The organism is Gordonia sp. 852002-51296_SCH5728562-b, from assembly GCF_001665475.1.
Taxonomy (GTDB): domain Bacteria; phylum Actinomycetota; class Actinomycetes; order Mycobacteriales; family Mycobacteriaceae; genus Gordonia; species Gordonia sputi.
On record NZ_LZMI01000101.1, the window covers coordinates 1 to 17719 of the forward strand.

At 66.3% G+C, this 17719-nt stretch carries 16 protein-coding genes; 7 read left to right on the plus strand and 9 right to left on the minus strand.

The window, feature by feature from the left end; translation table 11 throughout:
- The first annotated feature begins 147 nt into the window (after positions 1-147).
- From A5766_RS17480 to A5766_RS17500, 5 genes are all read left to right on the plus strand, one after another.
- A complete protein-coding gene (locus tag A5766_RS17480) occupies positions 148-516 on the plus strand; it encodes a DUF3263 domain-containing protein (RefSeq protein ID WP_005206698.1) in 369 nt (122 codons plus the stop codon).
- A 45-nt stretch (positions 517-561) separates the two neighbouring features.
- Positions 562-1041, plus strand: coding sequence for a LytR C-terminal domain-containing protein (locus A5766_RS17485; RefSeq protein WP_005206697.1), 480 nt, complete (start codon positions 562-564; stop codon positions 1039-1041).
- 70 nt (positions 1042-1111) lie between these two features.
- Positions 1112-1786: a superoxide dismutase[Cu-Zn] gene (sodC, locus tag A5766_RS17490; RefSeq protein WP_005206696.1), complete on the plus strand. Its 675-nt coding sequence runs from the start codon at positions 1112-1114 to the stop codon at positions 1784-1786.
- A gap of 53 nt (positions 1787-1839) precedes the next feature.
- Positions 1840-2970 carry a glutamate--cysteine ligase gene (locus A5766_RS17495; protein WP_005206695.1) on the plus strand — a complete coding sequence of 377 codons (1131 nt, stop codon included), beginning with the start codon at positions 1840-1842 and terminating at the stop codon, positions 2968-2970.
- 170 nt (positions 2971-3140) lie between these two features.
- Positions 3141-3878 (plus strand): hypothetical protein, encoded by a 738-nt coding sequence (locus A5766_RS17500; RefSeq protein WP_005206694.1) that lies wholly within the window; start codon positions 3141-3143, stop codon positions 3876-3878.
- Between the two features lie 29 nt (positions 3879-3907).
- Here A5766_RS17500 and A5766_RS17505 read toward each other — a convergent pair whose 3' ends face one another.
- The 7 genes from A5766_RS17505 to A5766_RS17535 all read right to left on the minus strand — a co-directional run bounded on the left by A5766_RS17505 (position 3908) and on the right by A5766_RS17535 (position 12984).
- Entirely contained in the window at positions 3908-6223 is a 2316-nt protein-coding gene (locus A5766_RS17505) for a diguanylate cyclase (RefSeq protein WP_231894706.1), read from the minus strand.
- Between the two features lie 125 nt (positions 6224-6348).
- A complete protein-coding gene (gene mnhG, locus A5766_RS17510; protein WP_064905693.1) occupies positions 6349-6681 on the minus strand; it encodes a monovalent cation/H(+) antiporter subunit G in 333 nt (110 codons plus the stop codon).
- Positions 6682-6694: 13 nt separating this feature from the next.
- Entirely contained in the window at positions 6695-6958 is a 264-nt protein-coding gene (locus A5766_RS17515; protein WP_005206691.1) for a monovalent cation/H+ antiporter complex subunit F, read from the minus strand.
- Positions 6955-7773, minus strand: coding sequence for a Na+/H+ antiporter subunit E (locus A5766_RS17520; protein WP_064905695.1), 819 nt, complete (start codon positions 7771-7773; stop codon positions 6955-6957). Before A5766_RS17520 ends, A5766_RS17515 begins: the two co-directional genes overlap by 4 nt.
- Positions 7770-9377, minus strand: a complete 1608-nt coding sequence (locus A5766_RS17525) for a Na+/H+ antiporter subunit D (protein ID WP_005206689.1) — start codon at positions 9375-9377, stop codon at positions 7770-7772. Before A5766_RS17525 ends, A5766_RS17520 begins: the two co-directional genes overlap by 4 nt.
- On the minus strand, positions 9374-10063 hold the full coding sequence (locus A5766_RS17530; RefSeq protein ID WP_064905697.1) for a Na(+)/H(+) antiporter subunit C: 690 nt from the start codon (positions 10061-10063) through the stop codon (positions 9374-9376). The genes A5766_RS17525 and A5766_RS17530 overlap by 4 nt, the downstream gene beginning before the upstream one ends.
- Positions 10060-12984, minus strand: coding sequence for a Na+/H+ antiporter subunit A (locus tag A5766_RS17535; RefSeq protein ID WP_064905698.1), 2925 nt, complete (start codon positions 12982-12984; stop codon positions 10060-10062). The genes A5766_RS17530 and A5766_RS17535 overlap by 4 nt, the downstream gene beginning before the upstream one ends.
- 75 nt (positions 12985-13059) lie before the next feature.
- On the opposite strand from A5766_RS17535, the gene A5766_RS17540 reads away from it, so the two are divergent.
- Positions 13060-13476 (plus strand): hypothetical protein, encoded by a 417-nt coding sequence (locus A5766_RS17540; protein WP_005206686.1) that lies wholly within the window; start codon positions 13060-13062, stop codon positions 13474-13476.
- Between the two features lie 142 nt (positions 13477-13618).
- A complete protein-coding gene (locus A5766_RS17545; protein WP_064905720.1) occupies positions 13619-14239 on the plus strand; it encodes a hypothetical protein in 621 nt (206 codons plus the stop codon).
- Positions 14240-14281: 42 nt separating this feature from the next.
- Here A5766_RS17545 and A5766_RS17550 read toward each other — a convergent pair whose 3' ends face one another.
- Complete coding sequence (locus A5766_RS17550; protein ID WP_064905700.1) at positions 14282-16615, minus strand: AAA family ATPase; 2334 nt, start codon at positions 16613-16615, stop codon at positions 14282-14284.
- Entirely contained in the window at positions 16612-17718 is a 1107-nt protein-coding gene (locus tag A5766_RS17555) for a CDP-alcohol phosphatidyltransferase family protein (RefSeq protein WP_442902966.1), read from the minus strand. Before A5766_RS17555 ends, A5766_RS17550 begins: the two co-directional genes overlap by 4 nt.
- Between the last annotated feature and the right edge of the window lies 1 nt (position 17719).

Here is a 17719-nt window from a genome sequence, read left to right on the forward strand (position 1 = left end):
GGCGTGGTTAGATGGTCACGAACCACATCGGTGTCATTCGACGGTCAGCGCACTCGTAGCCCGAGTTCTGTCACCGGAGTGGTACGCCGATTGACCCCGTCGAGGAGCCGACGCGGGTAGGGCCGGAGGCGAGCGTGAGGGAGCAAGATGGACGGCGCAGCAGCGCGTAGTCGCAAGCACGGTGATCAACCCGAGAACGCACCCGAACCGACAACGCAGAGTGCGGCCGGCCAATCCGTCGATCCTCACGAGGTGGGTCCGGATGGTCTGTCGCGACGCGAGCACGACATCCTGGCGTTCGAGCGTCAGTGGTGGAAGTACGCGGGGGCCAAGGAAGAAGCGATCAAAGAGCTGTTCGGTCTGTCGGCAACGCGGTACTACCAGGTCCTCAACGCGCTCGTCGATCGTCCGGAGTCGCTCGCTGCCGACCCGATGCTGGTGAAGCGTCTGCGGCGGCTGCGGGCATCGCGTCAGAAGGCCCGTGCAGCGCGGCGGCTCGGCTTCGACATCACGTAGCGCTGAGCGCGGTTGCCCGCCGCGTGTGCGTTAAGGTCATCGGTGATGAATGCTGATCGCGAGCCCAATCGCCTTCCCTTGCGGGCCGGGGCCATGCTGCTCCTCGCGGTGGCTGTCGTGTTCGTCGGACTCGGCTGGCACTCCGCTGCGACGTCGGGACAGAGTCCGGAAGAAGGCCTCCGCGACGCCCAGGCGAGCGTTGCCACCACGTCGACTCCCGCGTCGTCGTCTGCCACGAGCGCCTCGACAAGCGAGCGTCTCTGCGTGATCAACGCCGGGTCGGTCTCTGGTCTGGCATCGGAGGTCACCGACGACCTCAAGGCCAAGGGCTTCACCATGTCCAGCCCGTCCAACTACGACGGCGGCAGCTTCACCGAGAACACCATCCTCTACCGTGACTCGTCGCAGAAGGCGGAAGCACAGAAGGTGGCGACCGCGCTGGGTTCGAGTCCCAGTGTCGAGCAGCGCCCGTCGTCGTTCACGATGTGCCGGGACGGTATCGCTGTGGTGGTGGTCACCCGATGAGTTCTGGCACGGCAAGACTCTTCACCCGACTTTGTTCACTCGACGGCCCAACGGATCTCTAGGAGCTTTCATGACCACCGGCAATTCGACACTTGGCTCGAAGACCCTGCGCAGCGTGCTCGCGCTCGGTGCTGCGGGCGCCATCGCCGCGGCACTTGCCGGCTGTACTCCCGACGAGCCACGGTCGGACACCCCCGGCACCACGCCGTCGGTCGTGACCGGCAATCAGGCACCTCCCGGATCTGTCGACGACGCCGACAACATCCCGAACTCGGCCAAGGAGTCGGCGACCGCCCAACTCAAGGACACCAAGGGTCAGACCGTCGGCACCGCGACGTTCACGCCGAGCGGATCGTCGCTGCGCGTCGACGTGAAGGTCAGCAACGGCATCGCGGCGGGCTTCCACGGCATGCACATCCACGAGAACGGTGTGTGCGAGGCGAGCGGTTCGACGCCGTTCTCGTCGGCGGGCGGCCACCTGCAGGTCGACGGTCACACCGGTCATCCTTCGAGCGGCGACCTCGTGTCCATCAACGTGCTTGCCGACGGCACCGGCGAGACCGTGACCACGACTGACTCGGTGAACCTCAATCAGGTCGCAGGCAAGTCGATCATCATCCACGAGAAGCCCGACAACTTCGCGAACATCCCGACTCGCTACGCACCGGTGCCCGACGCCGAGACGATGAAGACCGGCGACGCGGGCTCACGCCTGGCATGCGGCGTCATCTCCGTCGAGGGCTGACGCGACACCGGTACCGGTCTGACCGGCACCGGTCTGAGCGGAAGGCCTGATCGATGCCGAAGATCATCCCGATCGAGTTCTCCGGTTCGCCGACGCCGACGCTGGGCGTCGAGTGGGAGTTCGCACTCACCGACAAGGTGTCCGGTGATCTGTCGAACTCGGCGGCAGAGCTGTTCGCCGAGGTCGGTCGCCGTGCCCCCGACCGAGCGGGCAAGGTCCACAAGGAGTTGCTGCGCAACACCGTCGAATTGGTGACCGGTGTGAGTACGACGACGCGTGAGGCGATCGACGACCTCTCGGCAACACTCGACGTCGTGCGGTCGGTCACCGACAGACTCGGCGTCGACCTCTACGGCGCCGGAACGCATCCGTTCGCGGAGTGGTCGACGCAGTTGCTCACCGAGGGGCACCGGTACGCGGAGTTGATCAATCGCACCCAGTGGTGGGGTAGGCAGATGCTGATCTGGGGTGTCCACGTGCACGTGGGTATCGACCGACGCGACAAGGTGCTGCCGATTCTCACGTCGCTGCTCAACTACTATCCGCACCTCCTCGCGCTCTCGTCGTCGTCTCCGATGTGGTCGGGTCAGGACACCGGCTACGCGAGCAACCGCGCCATGATGTTCCAGCAGTTGCCCACTGCGGGTCTGCCGTTTCAGTTCCAGACCTGGCACGAGTTCGAGGCGTTCGTCGCCGATCAGAAGACCACAGGAATCATCGACCACCTCAACGAGATCCGGTGGGACATCCGCCCCTCACCGCACCTGGGCACCATCGAGGTGCGGGTGTGCGACGGGATGACGAATCTGGTGGAGCTCTCGGCGATCGTCGCGCTCATCCACTGTCTCGTCGTCGATCTCGATCGTCGGCTGTCGGCGGGTGAAGAGCTCCCGCATATGGCGCCGTGGCTGGTGCAGGAGAACAAGTGGCGCGCCGCGCGCTACGGCCTCGAGGCCATCGTCATTCTCGATTCCGACTGCGATGAGCGGCTTGTCACCGACGACCTCACCGTGTTGCTCAAACGACTTGAGCCGATCGCCGAGGAACTCGGGTGCATCGACGAACTCGCGCGCGTGATCGACATCGTCGATCACGGAGCCAGCTACCAGCGACAGCGCAGCGTCCACGAGCACACCGGCGACATGCGTGCCGTGGTTGCATCGGTGGTGTCGGAACTGGATTGAGAATGCGCGCGTGACAATGCGCGCCGTTCACAATTGTTGCGAAAATGTCATTTGCGTACGGAGTGTGTGCCGTTGGATCTCGCGGGTAATTGATTTCACTTGCCGCTTTCCGGTAGGAAACCGGCACAATCAGAGGGTCGTCTCATCTCGCCCCCTGAAGGAAATCAGCCATGCCAGCTGTCCTGCCCTTGTCGAGCCCTGCCCCGAACATCCCCGGCCTGCTCGATCCGATCGTCGTCTCCGACGTCACCAGCGATGCAAGGATGATCGTCGCATCGCCGAGTATCGTCCCCGACCTCTGGCGCCAATACCTCGACGGCGCTCACGCCGCGTACTCGGCGCGTGGCGTCGACGACGCACTCGACTACGACGCGATTTGCGACGGTTCGAGCACTACGGTGTTCTGCGCGGTGATCAATTCCGCGGGTGATGTGGTCGGTGGGCTGCGGGTTCAGGGGCCGTATACGCTGCCGCATCAGTCGCATGCGGTCTCCGAATGGGACGGTCAACCGGGACAGTCGGCGCTGATCAGAGCGATCGGCGCGCGCCTTGCCGGAGGGCTGATCGAGGTGAAATCGGCGTTTGTCGATCCGACGTCGGTCGACGCAGCGGCGGCCGCGGGCTTTCTCGCTCGCACACCGTTGATCGTGATGGCGGCGACGGACACCCGACACATGCTCGCCACGGCGGCCGACTATGTGCTTGCCAGGTGGGAGTCGGGTGGCGGTCGGGTGGATACCGGCATTCCGTTCACGCCGTATCCGGACGAAAGGTATCGCACGCAGGCCATGTTCTGGGACCGCGATGCACTTGCGCGTCATGCGGAACCCGCGGTGTGGAGAACAATGTGCGCGGAATTCCGGCAAATCTCCCACGTATTCGATGCGGATTCCGTCGATGTCGCGTGAGCGATTACGACGACGCTATTCGGACGACGCTATTCGGAAGCGAGCGGCCTACCGGTCGTCGGTCGCTCGTTTGTGCTCTCGGTGAAGACCGCGGCGAACACATCGGGGGTGAGTTCGTTCCACTGCATCTCGTGGTATTCGCGCTCGGCCAGAATCATGTGCTCGATGTCGAGGACGTAGCGTCCGGACACGACCGGACGTCCGCACACGATGTTGCGGGCAGCCGCGGCCGCGAGGCCGCCTGACATCGCAGCGGTCGAGCCGAGCTGCGGCCAGGACGCTAGACTCCGACCGACCTGACCCGCGGAGAACGCCATCCGCGACGTCAGATTGTCGCCGACGATCGCCATCGCCATGTCGAGTCGCTGCGTCGGGTCGGCAGCGTCGGCGGGGCTGAAGTTCTCGCCGCGTCCGTGGAAGATCGGGTGCTCGGGATCGAGATCGTATCGCTCGATGTCGAGCATCACGTTCTCGCCGATGTCGGTGACGCTGACCACCGGAATGCGTGCTGCGCGAGCGCGTCGACGCATGTCGATCTTCATCGCGACGTCGTCGATCTCCTCGATGATCACCGAGACCGGCTTGCCCGTCGCCACTCCGAGGAATTCGTCGGCCACGTCGGTCGAGTAGCCGTGCGCGAACCGGGTCACCGACGAGTACGGATCACCCTCGAGGATGCGGCGTTCGGCGATGTCGATCTTGGAGAGTCCGACGTCGCAGATCGACGCCGACATGCGGTTGAGGTTGGTCGGTGAGAGGCGATCAGAGTCGGCGATGTGGAAATCGCGGGCACCGGTCAGCGCGCACGAGGCCAGCGCCGACGAGCCGACGGACAGGCCCGCGACGGCGACCGTCGCGCCATGCCACCTCTCCTGCTCGGAGCCGGTGAGCAGGAATCGGTTACGCGCTGTTTTGAGTCTGTAGAACAGTTCGGCGTCGGGCATTCGGACGACAGTGTTGCGCCAGTCGATCAGGACGTACCGTGTGTGGTCGTCGACGACGGCGGGGTCGTCGAAGTCGACGAGGCTGTGTGGTGAGGACCCCGGCTCGATGTGCTCGAGCGCGTCGAGCGCGCGGAGTTCTTCGATCGCCGAGGGCCACATGTCGACCAGTTCGCGATGTGACGCGTCGGTGAGCTGCGCGATCCGCGCGGCGTCGTAGTAGGGGTGCAGGATCTCGATCATGGACTCTCTTCTCGTCCGCACGCGGCTGATGGCGGTGGCATCCGCGAGTTCGCGCGGTGTGCTGGGACCAGGGATGGCCGGAGGGGTAGACGCAGGACCTGGCCGCGTCGCCGCTGTATCGGCGGCGCGCCAGCTGAATTCGGCGATAGACGAGACGACCGACCGGTTTCTACCGAGGTGCTTTGCGGCGTAGAGAAGGTGGTCGGCCGGAGCGACGAGCTGGTCGAGGCCTTGAGACGTCTGTGCGGAGTCGTCGTCGTAGAGTTCCTCGGGGTCGGCGGTCACGCCGCCGACGCTGATCGTGACTCCCGCGTGTGCGTGAACGGTGAGACACAGCCGTGCAGCGATGTCGCGCAGTTGCGCCTCGTCGTCGACGATCGTCAACACGGTGAACTCCTCGCCGCCCGTTCTCGCGACCAGAGCGTCGTCGGGGACGTTGTCGCGCAGCAGTGTCGTCACATCGACGAGGATCGCGTCGCCTGCGGCGTGACCGTGGGCGTCGTTGATGCGTTTGAAGTGGTCTATGTCGATGACGAGCATCGCGATGCTTCTGCCTGCCCGGTGGGCCGAGCGGAACATCGCTGCCGCGCCGTCGAAGAGGCCTCGCCTGTTGAGGGCCCCGGTGAGGGGATCGGTGATGCTCAGTCTCGCCTGCTCCGCGAGCAACGACATCAGGGTGCGCCGCAGCATCGTGACCATGATCGTCGGGACCGCGATCGCCATCAGAACCGCGCCACCCCCGACGGCCAGAGCGGTCAGCGATGTGGCACGTGCGGCCATGACCGCGCACGCGAGAGCCATTGCCGCGACAACGAAACTGACCACGAGACGTTGCGGCGATGCCATGGCGGTGAGGGCGGGTACCGCGGCGATCAGGACGAGTACGGCTATCGCCGAGCCATCGTCGGCGATGACGGCCGCAGAAGCCGCGATGCCCAGCATTCCGCCGAAACCGTCGAGCGTGAATTGCCGGTCGGTGAGCTTGCCGGCGCGGATCGTGAGCGCAACCGAGAAGAGCGTGAAAACCCCGACGAGAACCAATACCCAGTGTGTGCCGGGCATGAGGAAGGAATCCGACGAGAGCCCGAATGCGATGAGTGGGACAGCGCCGACCTGGCTGCACAGCATCGCGAGCGAGCGCTGATCAAACCGCTGCGCCACCGACGACACTCCTCACCTCCGCGTGTGCTCATCGTTCGCGCGGATGGCGCGAGGACGAATCCCCCCACATGATTGTGACCGAACACTGTGTAGGAAGCGACGCTTCACAGGTGATTGTGACGAGATCAGTCGATATCGCCCCGGTCCATCCGTTCTTTCGCGATCAATCCGTCCTGGGCACGTTGTTCCTGGTATACCAATCGACCTATTCTATGCGCGATCACCGGTGCCGTGATGATTGCGAAGAGGCCGGCGAGAATCAACATTCCGACGTCGACGTTGTCGCCGAGTTGGATGATTGCTCCGAGGAGGATCTGCAACAGTCCGAACGTCTGGGGCTTGGTCGCCGCGTGCATTCGACTCAACGTGTCGGGGAACCGGAACACCCCGAGCGCCGCGGTGAACGCCATCAGTGCACCGAGGATGAGGAAGACCGAGCTGACGATGTCGACGATCATGGTCGTTGCCCCCTCATGTCTGATCGTCCCGGACTCGGAATCGGGCGATCGCGATCGACCCGACGAAGCTGAGGAGCGCGAGCGCGACGACGCCGGGCACCACGGTGGTGTCGCCGCTGTAGGCCGCCCACACGGCCAGACCGCACATCGCGAGCGCGATGAGTGTGTCGAGCGCGACGAGACGGTCGAGGGTTGTCGGTCCCATCAGCGCACGGGCAGCGGTGAGCACGGCAGCGACCAGCAGCAGCGCGGCCACGATCACCCAGACGACGCTCATCGGTTCTGCTCCGCTTTGATCGACGCCCGCTCGGCGGTGCGTACGTGGTGATAATCGTCGTCGATGCCGTGGTACGGACTCGGGTGCCATTCGCTATCGCGCTCGAATGCCTTGATGAACATCCGCTCGACAAACTCGATCTGCCGGTGGAACGCGCGCACCTTCTTGTCCGAGCGGACGTCGAAGACGTGCACGTAGATCAGCCGACGACGGTGGTCGATCTCCAGCACCATGGTGCCGGGCACGAGATTGAGATAGTCGACGGCGAGGGTGAGCACCATGTCGGACTTGATTGCCACCCGCACGCGGATGACCGCGCCGAGCGGGCGGTAGCCGGGCCGGATCGCTGCCCATGCCACCTGCGCACTCGACACGAAGAAGTCGACTATCAGCCGTGCGACCAGCCACAGCACCGAGACCGGGTGGATGCGGCCCTCGACCGGCACCCGGGGCAGCGGCAACAGGATGGAGATGACCAGCGCGAGCACGATGCCGCCGATGATGTTGGCCCACGACACCGTGCCCCACAGCAGCACCCAGACGAAGGTGAGCCAGGCGAGAACCCAGAGTCGAACGGCCAGTTCACGGCCGTCGCCCGCAATGCGGCCGGGGAGGCGGATGTGTTCACGGAGCCACACGAACACGCGGACCGTGTTCCAGAAGATGAACAGCAGCGACACGCGCCACGCATTGACGAGGAACGACCTCACGGGCCCTTTTCCGGGCGCGCGTACCGCACCGGAGCTGCGACGCTGGGCTTGCTGTGCGGGGTCTTGCTTTCCTGAATCTCGCTTTTCGGGGTGTTCGTCCGTCATCTGTCACCTCCCAGCACGCTGACGATGTAGTTGTTGCGGTCGGTGATGTTGTCGGCGGCGCTGTCGGTGAAGCGCAGAATCGGACCCGCCCAGAAGGTCAGCACGAGACCGGCTGCAACCATCAGCGCGGTCGGCACCACCATCGACGTCGGCATGCGGCCCACGTCTTCGCGGTCGTCGAACGAGATGTCGGCGCGCTCGTCGATGAGGGCAGACGGTGCGCTGTCGGCGAGCTCGCCCTCGGGGGCGTCGGCACGCGGTCGCCAGAACGCCTTGGTCCACACGCGGGCCATCACGTAGAGGGTCAGCAGGCTGGTGATCACCGAACCGGCAACCAACAACCACGCGAGCACCGACCCGTCACGGGTGCCCGCCTCGAGCAACCCGACCTTGCCGATGAACCCGGAGAACGGCGGGATACCGCCGAGGTTGAGCGCCGGGATCAGGAAGAGTCCTGCGAGCAGGGGGCTGGCGATCAGACCGCCGAGTCGGCGCAACGACGCAGAACCCGCCTGTCGCTCGATCAGGCCGACGACCAGGAACAGCGTCGTCTGCACGAGAATGTGGTGCGCGACGTAGTAGATCGCCGCGGACAGTCCGAGTCGCGACGACAGCGCGATACCGAAGATCATGTAGCCGATGTGCGAGACGAGCGTGAACGACAGCAGACGCTTGATGTCGGACTGCGCGATCGCACCGAAGATGCCGATCAGCATCGTCAGCAGGCCCGCGACCATGAGGATCGAGTCCATGGATCCGCCGGGGAACAGCAGCGTGTGTGTGCGCATGATCGCGTACACACCGACCTTGGTCAGCAAGCCCGCGAACACCGCGGTGACCGGCGCGGGGGCCGTCGGGTACGAGTCGGGCAACCACGACGACAGCGGGAACACCGCGGCCTTGATACCGAATGCGACGAGGAGCACCGCGTAGAGCGCGTTGCGGGTGCCGTCGGCCACGGTGTCGAGTCGCAGCGCCATCTCGGCGAGGTTGAGCGTGCCGGTCGTCGCGTACGCGAATGCGATGCCTGAGAGGAAGACCAGGGACGAGAGCATCGAGACCATCACGTACGACGCCCCCGCACGCACTCGTTCGCCGCTGGCACCCAGCGTGAGCAGCACGAAGCTCGCCGACAGCAGGATCTCGAACGAGACGAACAGGTTGAAAAGGTCGCCTGCGAGGAAGGAGTTGCAGACGCCTGCGCACAGGATCAGGTAGGTCGGCAGGAAGATCGACACCGGCTGCTGCGACGTTCCGTCGCGGATACCCTGCCCGATCGCGTAGCTCACCACGCACAGCAGCACGACCGTCGAGACCACCAGCATCAACGCGGCGAGCGGATCGACGACCAACGTGATCCCGAGCGGACCGTTCGGGTACCCCTTCGAGCCCCACCCGCCGATGTGGAGGGAGAAAGTTCCGTGTTCGTCGGTGAGGTAGAGCATCATGCCCGACGCGACGAGCGCGGTACCGATCGCGACGAGAGCGACGGCGCGCTGCAGGATCGGGCTGCGGCCGGCGAGCAGTGTGATCGCGGCACCGAGCAGCGGTACGAGGGTCGGCAGCGTGATGAGAACCGGAATCCACGAGGGCTGGGGGATCATCGATCGTCTCCCGGCTGCGGTGGATCACGCGGGTCGGCCGTTCCGGGATAGGGCTTGTCCGGATCCTGCAGGTCGTTGCCGAGCGGCCACGTCATGTCGACCACGTCGAGACCGGCCTCGGCGAGTTCATCCTCTTCGCGCGAGACCTCGTCGACGACGTCGTCGTCTTCTGGCATGAGGTCGGTTTCGATCTTGGTCCGGTGCAGTGCGGCGTACTCCTCGGGTGTCAGCGGGTTGCCTTCGTCGTCGAACAGGTCGCCGAGTGGTGTGTCGGCGCCGGTCTCGGGGTTGTCACTGCGGTCGCGGTCGGGTGCGGTCTGCAGGCTGGTGTTGAGCACCTTGAGGTCCTCGACGTCGTCTTCGACGTCGTCGTCGTCTCGGTTGAGGACGAACAGCCGGTAGACCATCGCGAGGATGAACGCGGCAACACCCATCGTGATGACGATCGCCGTGAGGACCATCGCCTGCGCGAGAGGGTCGGCGTCGTGCGTGCGGTGATCCGACGTCCTGCCGAGGATCGGCGGATTCCCCGGAGGACCCGCGAGGGTGATGATCAGCAGGTTGATGCCGTTTCCGACGAGCAGCAGACCCAGCAGCATGCGGATCAGGCTGCGTTCCATCAGGAGGTACGAGCCGCAGGCGGCGAGGATCGCGACGATGACGAGGAGTCCGAGGTTGACGCTCATCGGCTGACCTCCCCGGGTACGCGCATGATGGTGCCCGCCGGGATCGAGGTCTCGACGTCGAGGCGTGCGCCGAGGCTGCGCAGGATGTCGAGCACCAGTCCGACCACGATCAGGTAGATGCCGAGGTCGAAGAACAGTGCGGTGACGATCTTGACGTCACCGAGCAGCGGCACCGTGACCTTGAGGACCGCAGACGAGAGCGCGGGCGCACCGAGCAGCATCGATGTCGCCGCGGTGCCAGCGGAGATCAACAGTCCCGCACCGAGGAACTTGCCGGGTTCGATGGGCAGCGCCTCGCCGAGTTCGTAGCGGCCGCCTGCCAGGTAGCGCAACACCAGGGCAAGACCCATCGTGAGGCCACCGGCGAACCCGCCGCCGGGAGCGTTGTGACCGGCGAAGAAGAAGTAGACCGAGAGCACGACCATCGTCGGGAAGATCAGACGGGTTGTCGCCTCCAAGACCATCGACCGGTGGCGCGGGTCGCGGAACTCGCTGCCGCGCAGCCACGTCGTGCGGTCCGGTGGGATCGGGTCGTCGTCTTCGTCGTTCTGGCCGTTGTGGCCCCCGTTGGGACCATTCGCGAGCATGCGTGCGGCGTCGGACACACGTGGCGCGGCACCGAATCTGCGGTTGCGGAACACCATCGACGCGACGCCGGTCGCCGCGACGATGAGCACGCTGATCTCGCCCATCGTGTCCCACGCGCGGATGTCGACGAGCAGTACGTTGACCGCGTTGGCGCCGTGTCCCCACTCGTATGCGGCCTCGGGGATGTCGACCGAGACCGGCTGTGAGTTGCGCGCGGCAGCGGCGAAGAGCCCGATGACCACGAGGCTCACACCGACCGCCGCGCCGATGAGCGCGCGAACCGCCTTGAATCCCGTCGCGTGACGCGGTTCGGGTTCTGCGGGCAGCTTGCGCAGGACCAGCACGAAGATGACCAGGGTGAGCGTCTCGACGAGGAACTGGGTGAGCGCGAGGTCGGGGGCGCCGTAGAGCGCGAACAGCACGCCGCAGCCGTAGCCCGTGACACCGACGATCAGCGTCGCCGCGAGTCGGTTACGCAGCAGGACCGCTGCGAGCGCGGCCGCGGCCATGATCCCACCGATCACCACCTCGATCGACGAGTCGAAACCGCGCGGCGAGAGTCGATCGCGTGAGCCGAGGAACAGCACCGTGATGGGCAGGATGATCGCGGTGCACATGATCACGCCCTGCGTGATGGGCAGTGAACCGCGCTGGGTGTTGCGCGTCAGCGTCAGCGAGAGTGTGTCGGCCGCGCGCAGCGTCGCGTCGTAGATGCGGTCGGCGTTGAGTAGCGGGCGGTAGCGGAACAGCACATCGCGAAGGCGTCGGATCAGCAGGAACAGTGCTGCGCCGCCGACGATGACGATGATCGAGAAGACCACCGGCAGGCCGAAGCCGTGCCACATGCCCAGGTGTTCGATCTCGTGACCGTACGACGGCAGGCTCTCGGCGTAGGGCTCGAAGGCCTCGCCGATCAGCGGACTCAGGAAAGCGGTGACGACGCCGAGCACCGCGAGGATCGCGGGTGGCGTCTGGAACGCGACCGACGGCGGATGCATCTGTGCGACGACACGGCTCGGAAGCCTGCGTACCTTGCGGCCGAAGGCGCCCCACAGGAAGCGTGTCGTGTAGGCCATCGTGATGATCGATCCCGCCAGCAGCACGTAGTCGACCGTCTCGGCCTGCCAGTGCTGCAGCGATCCGGTCTCCCAGATCGACGCGAACGCGGTCTCTTTGCCGACGAACCCCATGGTGAATGGCAGTCCGGCCATGCTCGCGCCCGCGATGGCGGCGATGACGGCGAGGACGGGTAGACGGTGTCCGAGGCGGGCGAGCTTGCGGATGTCGCGGGTACCCGTCGAGTGGTCGATGATGCCGACAACCATGAACAGCGCGGCTTTGAACATCGCGTGCGCCACCAGCATTGCCAGTGCGGCCATCGCGACGTTCGCATCGCCCATGCCGAACAGCACGGAGAGGAAGCCGAGCTGCGAGACCGTGCCGAACGCGAGGATGAGCTTGAGGTCGAGTTCGCGAAGCGAGCGCCAGCCGCCGAGCAGCATGGTGAAACAGCCGAGCCCGATCGTCATGACCTGCCAACTGGTGAGGCCCGAGAAGCCGGGTGCCAACCGCCCGACCAGGTAGATGCCCGCCTTCACCATCGCTGCGGCGTGCAGGTATGCGCTGACGGGCGTCGGCGCTGCCATCGCGCCGGGCAGCCAGAAGTGGAACGGGACGATCGCGGACTTGCTGACGGCGCCGATCAGGACCAGCACGATCGCGACGTCGACAAAGATGCCGCTCGACGGCGGGTGCGCCACGAGGTCGGAGAGCAGATACGAACCGGTGCGTTCGCCGAGCATGATGATGCCGACGAGCATCGCGAGTCCGCCGAGAGTGGTCACCAGCAGCGCCTGCGTCGCGGATCTACGCGAGGTGGCACGGACGTGATAAAAGCCCACGAGCATGAACGACAACACCGTGGTGAGCTCCCAGAAGATATAGAGCATCAGCATGTTGTCGCTGGCGACGAGTCCGAACATTGCCGCGGCGAACGCGATCATCTCGCCACCGAAGATGGCGACCCGTGGGCGAGCGTCGTCGAAGTAATTGGCGCAGTAACAGAGCACGAGTGCCCCGACACCGAGGATCAGCACCGACATGATGGCCGTGAGCGTGTCGAAACGCATCACGAAATCCATCTGGAGCGTCGGGGCCCAGGTGACCGTCTCGACGCGAGGGGCTTCGTGCGCGTGCGGCCAGTTGAGGAAAACCCAGATCAGTCCGCCGAGCGGAGCCAACGCGAGTACGTAGAAACCCCTGGTGCCGAGCGCATGAACGATGGCGGGTGCGATAAGCGCACACACGGCCAACGCGGCCAACACCGAGATCAAAGGGCACTCCGTCTTTCGTCGTCTGGCGGGGTGTCACGGAGCAACTGCCCGCTCGTCTATCTTACCGTTGCAGTCATGTCGCGCTTAGTCAGGTTCACCGTCGTTCTGCTGACGTGCGCGCTTGCGCTGGTCATCGGCGCTTGTGCGTCCGAGGAGGAGAGCGGTCTCAAGGGAGTGGCACTACCGTCTGATTTTCCCTCCGATCAGGTACCCCTCATCGACGGAACGGTGCTGAGTGCGTCGGGCGCAGCGGGCAAGGGCTGGTCAGTGACGGTCCAGGCGCCCGCGAGCGATTCGAACGTCCTCGACACCGCAGTCAAGAAGCTGACCGACGCGGGTTACACCGAGTCGCAACGGACGTCGCAGAACGGGCAGTCCGTCGTGGTGCTGACAGCGGATAAGAGCGGCACGACGTATTGGGTGAGCGCGGGCGTCACCCCCGCCGCCGCGTCTGGCGGGTCGTCGGTGTTCTACACGATCACGACGACCTGAGGTTCACAGCCGATTGCCAGAGAGCGGGCAGTTGGGCGCCAGGGATGCCACGCACCGTGGACGGCACTGTTGATGCGTCGCGGACGCGCCGAACGTCGGCGCTGGTCGACGACGCACCCGAACACAGGGAGTACCCCCAATGATGTCTGCACCCACCACCGGAGAACACCCGACCAACCCCGAGTTCCCGACGAGTCCCGAGAACCAGACGACTGAGAACCTGACGACCGAGTACCCGGCTGCCGAGCAGCCCACTGGCGGGCAGTCGGCCTGGCAGGCGGAGGCGCCGGGGGCCGCTGATTCCGCACGGCCGCGAGCCGACCAGGTGCCGCCGAAGGTCAAGAACGCGATCATCGCGGGCGGGATCGGACTGGCCGTGGGCTTCGGACTGCTCGGTTTCGGCGCCGGATACGTCGTCGGCCACGACAACTCGTCGGGCCAGAACCAGATGCGCGGCCCCGGGATGAACGGTGGCGGCATGAACGGTGGCGGGATGCCGGGCATGAATGGTGGCGGCATGAACGGCGGCCAGATGCCGGGAATGAACGGGGGCCAGATGCCCGGCATGAACGGCGGCACGGGACAGAACGGGCAGCTCCCCAACGGCCAGCAGGGCCAGACGCCGAACGGGCAGATGCCCAATGGTCAGACCCCGAACGGCCAGGTCCCGAACGGCCAAACCCCGAACGGCCAAACCCCGAACGGTCAGACGCCGAACGGTCAGCAGGGTCAGACCGGGCAGGCCGGCACCCAGACCAGTTGAACCCAGACCAACCGAGCCCGGCTGTTCACTCGCCCCAGCTGTTCACTCACTCCGCCGGTCCGCGTAGGCGCGCAGATCCTCGACCTGCGCGGCGTCGAGTGAGGGTCGCACCCGCGTGCGCGCGTCGACGACGTCGTCGGCGGTGACGGTCGCGGCGTCGATGTCTCGGCGCATGGCCGCGAGCGCAGCCTCACGCAGCAGCGCGGCGCAGTCGGCGGCCGAGTAGCCCTCGAGGTCGGCGGCGAGGGCGTCGAGGTCGATGCCGTCGGCAAGGGGCACCTTGCGGCCCGATGTGCGCAGGATCTCGGCGCGGGCTCGCGCGTCCGGTGGCGGGACGAAGACCAGCCGCTCCAACCGCCCCGGACGGAGCAGTGCCGGGTCGATGAGGTCGGGCCGGTTGGTCGCGCCGAGGACTACGACGTCCTGCAGCGGTTCGACGCCGTCGAGCTCGGTCAACAGCGCGGCAACGACGCGATCGCCGACGCCCGCATCGGTCGACTGGCCGCGACGTGGGGCCAGCGCGTCGACCTCGTCGAGGAAGATCAGCGACGGCGCCGATTCGCGTGCAGCTGCGAACAGGTCGCGGACCGCCTTCTCCGACGATCCGACCCACTTGTCCATCAGTTCGGCGCCCTTGACCATGTGCACCGAGAGCATGCCCGACGCCGCGAGCGCGCGGACGACGAACGTCTTGCCGCACCCGGGTGGCCCGTAGAGAAGCACACCGCGCGGCGGCTCGACGCCGAGTCGCGTGAACGTGTCGGGGTGCTGCAGCGGCCAGAGCACGGTCTCGGTGAGCGCCTGCTTGGTCTCGGTCATGTCGCCGACGTCGTCGAGGGTGATGGACCCGACAGCCACCTCGGGTGTGCGCAGACGTGAAACGGGTCGGATGACGTCGAGTGCTCCGACGAGATCGTCATCGGTCAGCGCGGGCGTCGCATCGCTGGCGCTTGCCCTCGCAGCCGCACGCAACGCGGCCTCGCGGGCGAGTGCCGCCAGATCGCCTGCGACGAAACCTGGTGTGCGCGCAGCGATGTGGTCGAGGTTCAGTGCGCCGTCGGTGGGGACTCCGGTGAGGATCACCCCGAGTATCCGTGCGCGCCGCGCGGCGTCGGGCAGTCCGATGACGAGTTCGCGGTCGCACAGATCGGGAGCGCGCAGACGTTCGTCGAGGCCCGCGGGTTCGGCAGTGGTGACGATCAACGCGATGTGGTCGTCGGAGGTCGACGTCGCGTCGGTGGGACTGATCGCCGCGCGCAATTCGTCGAGGATCAGCGTCGAGACCGGCTCGGATTTGGCGGGCAGCAGGGCGTCGACGTCGGTGATGAGCAGTACTCCCGAGTCGGAGCGTCGGAGATCGGCGACCGCGTCGCTGACCGCGCGGAGGCGGGCCGACGCCTCGAGTGATCCGATGGTCGGTCCGTCGATCGTCGTCAATGTCCTTGCGGCACAGACGGATCGCACGAGCGTCGCCTTGCCCGAACCTGCCGGACCGGAGATCAGGACGCCGAGTCGGGGAGTGGCCCCGAGTGCTCGCAGCACGCCTGGCTCGTCGAGCGTGATGCTCAGCCACTCGGTGAGCTTCGCGACCTGTGCGTCGACGCCGACCAACTCCGACGACGGCCGCGCCACGTGCCCGGGCGAGGCGACGCCCGGCGGCGTGGTGAGCCAGCCGCGCCCGACCCCGCCGACGGCACCCGATGTCGCGCCCAGGGCGCCACGGTTCTCTGCGAGAGCGCCTCGATTGTCGCCGAGGGCGCCACGACTCGTATCGACAGCGCGTGGTTCCGTACCGACGGCGCCGGGAGTGGTATCGACGCCACTCGTCGCCCAGAGAACGGCGGTCGACGGCTGCACGCTGACCGGCGACCCGGGATCGGTTGCGGTGACCGTCACCAGCTCGTTGGTCCACGTGATCCCGACCGACAGGGTCAGTGCGCGGGTCGCGGCGCTCGCGGTCAGTTCGGGGCCGAGGTCGCGTGGAAGCAGCGACACCGCATCCCCGACCGACAACACCTTGCCGAGGAGTGCACGCCTCAGCGTCGCCTCGTCGACGCCTCGACTCGCAACGGCCGAACCGGTCAAGACGACCCGCGCCGCACCGGACACGGCAACCCCGGCGAGCACGACGGACGCGTTCTCTTTGATGCCCGCATTGGAGAACGTGATGTCATCGAGCAGCAGCGTTCCGGTCGGAGTTCCCGACGGTGCTGCCGCGACGACGGCTGCGGTGACCCGTGCACCCGTGATCGACACCGCGTCCCACTCACGCAGTCCGAGCGCCGTCAGCGCTTCGGGATGCGCCCGGACGATTCCACGTCGGGAATCGGCCGCCGACGTGTTGAGTCGCGCGGTCAGCGTGAGCTGCGCGTTCATCGGGCGTCACCGCCGGCCGGGGTATCAGAAACAGGGACGTCAGCAACAGGAACGTCGGACACAGTCGCGTCAGCAATAGGGGCGTCGGAAGCAGCGGCGTCGGAAACACTATGGGCGGTCGTGGGTTCCGAGCCCGGGATATGCAGGCCGAGTCGCGCGGTCGATTTGCGTGGCGGCAGCACGCGGCGCGGCTGGCCACGCGCGATCGCCCGACGCTCGGCCCGGCGCTCGGCGGGCGGGGCCTCCCAGTGTTCCGGCCGCGCCTGCACCCAGCGTCGACTGCGCCACGCGAACGGAATGTGCACGGCGTAGGCCGCCACCAGGATGATCATCAGCACGTACGGGTAGGTGAGCAGCAACGCTGCGCCGATCGCGACGAGGATCAACAGGCCCGCAAGCTTGCGCGGATGCACAGACGATGTCTTGAGCGATGCCGTCGGAACCCGACTGACCGCGAGCAGCGCCACCACGACCAACCACAATCCGACGACCAGCGGTGAGGTCCACCATCCGTCGCCGAACTGCTGGGCGAGCCCGATCGGCAGCAGGGCCACCAGAGCTGCTGCCGGCGCGGGGACGCCGACAAAGAAGTCACGGGTGTAGCCGGGGGCATCGGTGTCGTCGAGCAGGGTGTTGAATCGTGCGAGCCGCAACACGATCGCGCAGCAGTAGATCAGCGCGAATCCCCAGCCGAGGTCCTGACCTTGCAGCAGATACAGGTACACGATCAGCGCAGGCACGACGCCGAAGTTGATGGCGTCGGCGAGTGAATCGATCTCGGCGCCGATCTTGGTGGTCGCGCCCATCAGCCGGGCCACGCGGCCGTCGATGCCGTCGAGCAGTGCCGCGGCGACGACGAGTGCCATCGCAAGGTCGACGTTGTCGTTGATGACAGCGCGTACCGCCGTCAACCCCGCGCAGATGGCGAGAATCGTCAGCGCCGACGGTACGAACATCCGCCCCGCGGCCGCCTGTCGCCGCAGTCTGCTCTGCTCATCGTTCGACGTCGTGCGCCGAGGAACACGACGACGCGTCGACCTCATCGACGGATTGCGGTAGTGCAGCGGGGTGCGGTCTACGCCCGCACGATTGTTGGTCGGCATG

Coding starts and splice junctions, on each gene's coding strand:
- A5766_RS17480 (WP_005206698.1), top strand. CDS start 148: ATGGACGGCGCAGCAGCGCGTAGTCGCAAGCACGGTGATCAACCCGAG.
- A5766_RS17485 (WP_005206697.1), top strand. CDS start 562: ATGAATGCTGATCGCGAGCCCAATCGCCTTCCCTTGCGGGCCGGGGCC.
- sodC (WP_005206696.1), top strand. CDS start 1,112: ATGACCACCGGCAATTCGACACTTGGCTCGAAGACCCTGCGCAGCGTG.
- A5766_RS17495 (WP_005206695.1), top strand. CDS start 1,840: ATGCCGAAGATCATCCCGATCGAGTTCTCCGGTTCGCCGACGCCGACG.
- A5766_RS17500 (WP_005206694.1), top strand. CDS start 3,141: ATGCCAGCTGTCCTGCCCTTGTCGAGCCCTGCCCCGAACATCCCCGGC.
- mnhG (WP_064905693.1), bottom strand. CDS start 6,681: ATGATCGTCGACATCGTCAGCTCGGTCTTCCTCATCCTCGGTGCACTG.
- A5766_RS17515 (WP_005206691.1), bottom strand. CDS start 6,958: ATGAGCGTCGTCTGGGTGATCGTGGCCGCGCTGCTGCTGGTCGCTGCC.
- A5766_RS17520 (WP_064905695.1), bottom strand. CDS start 7,773: ATGACGGACGAACACCCCGAAAAGCGAGATTCAGGAAAGCAAGACCCC.
- A5766_RS17525 (WP_005206689.1), bottom strand. CDS start 9,377: ATGATCCCCCAGCCCTCGTGGATTCCGGTTCTCATCACGCTGCCGACC.
- A5766_RS17530 (WP_064905697.1), bottom strand. CDS start 10,063: ATGAGCGTCAACCTCGGACTCCTCGTCATCGTCGCGATCCTCGCCGCC.
- A5766_RS17540 (WP_005206686.1), top strand. CDS start 13,060: ATGTCGCGCTTAGTCAGGTTCACCGTCGTTCTGCTGACGTGCGCGCTT.
- A5766_RS17545 (WP_064905720.1), top strand. CDS start 13,619: ATGTCTGCACCCACCACCGGAGAACACCCGACCAACCCCGAGTTCCCG.
- A5766_RS17550 (WP_064905700.1), bottom strand. CDS start 16,615: ATGAACGCGCAGCTCACGCTGACCGCGCGACTCAACACGTCGGCGGCC.
- A5766_RS17555 (WP_442902966.1), bottom strand. CDS start 17,718: ATGCCGACCAACAATCGTGCGGGCGTAGACCGCACCCCGCTGCACTAC.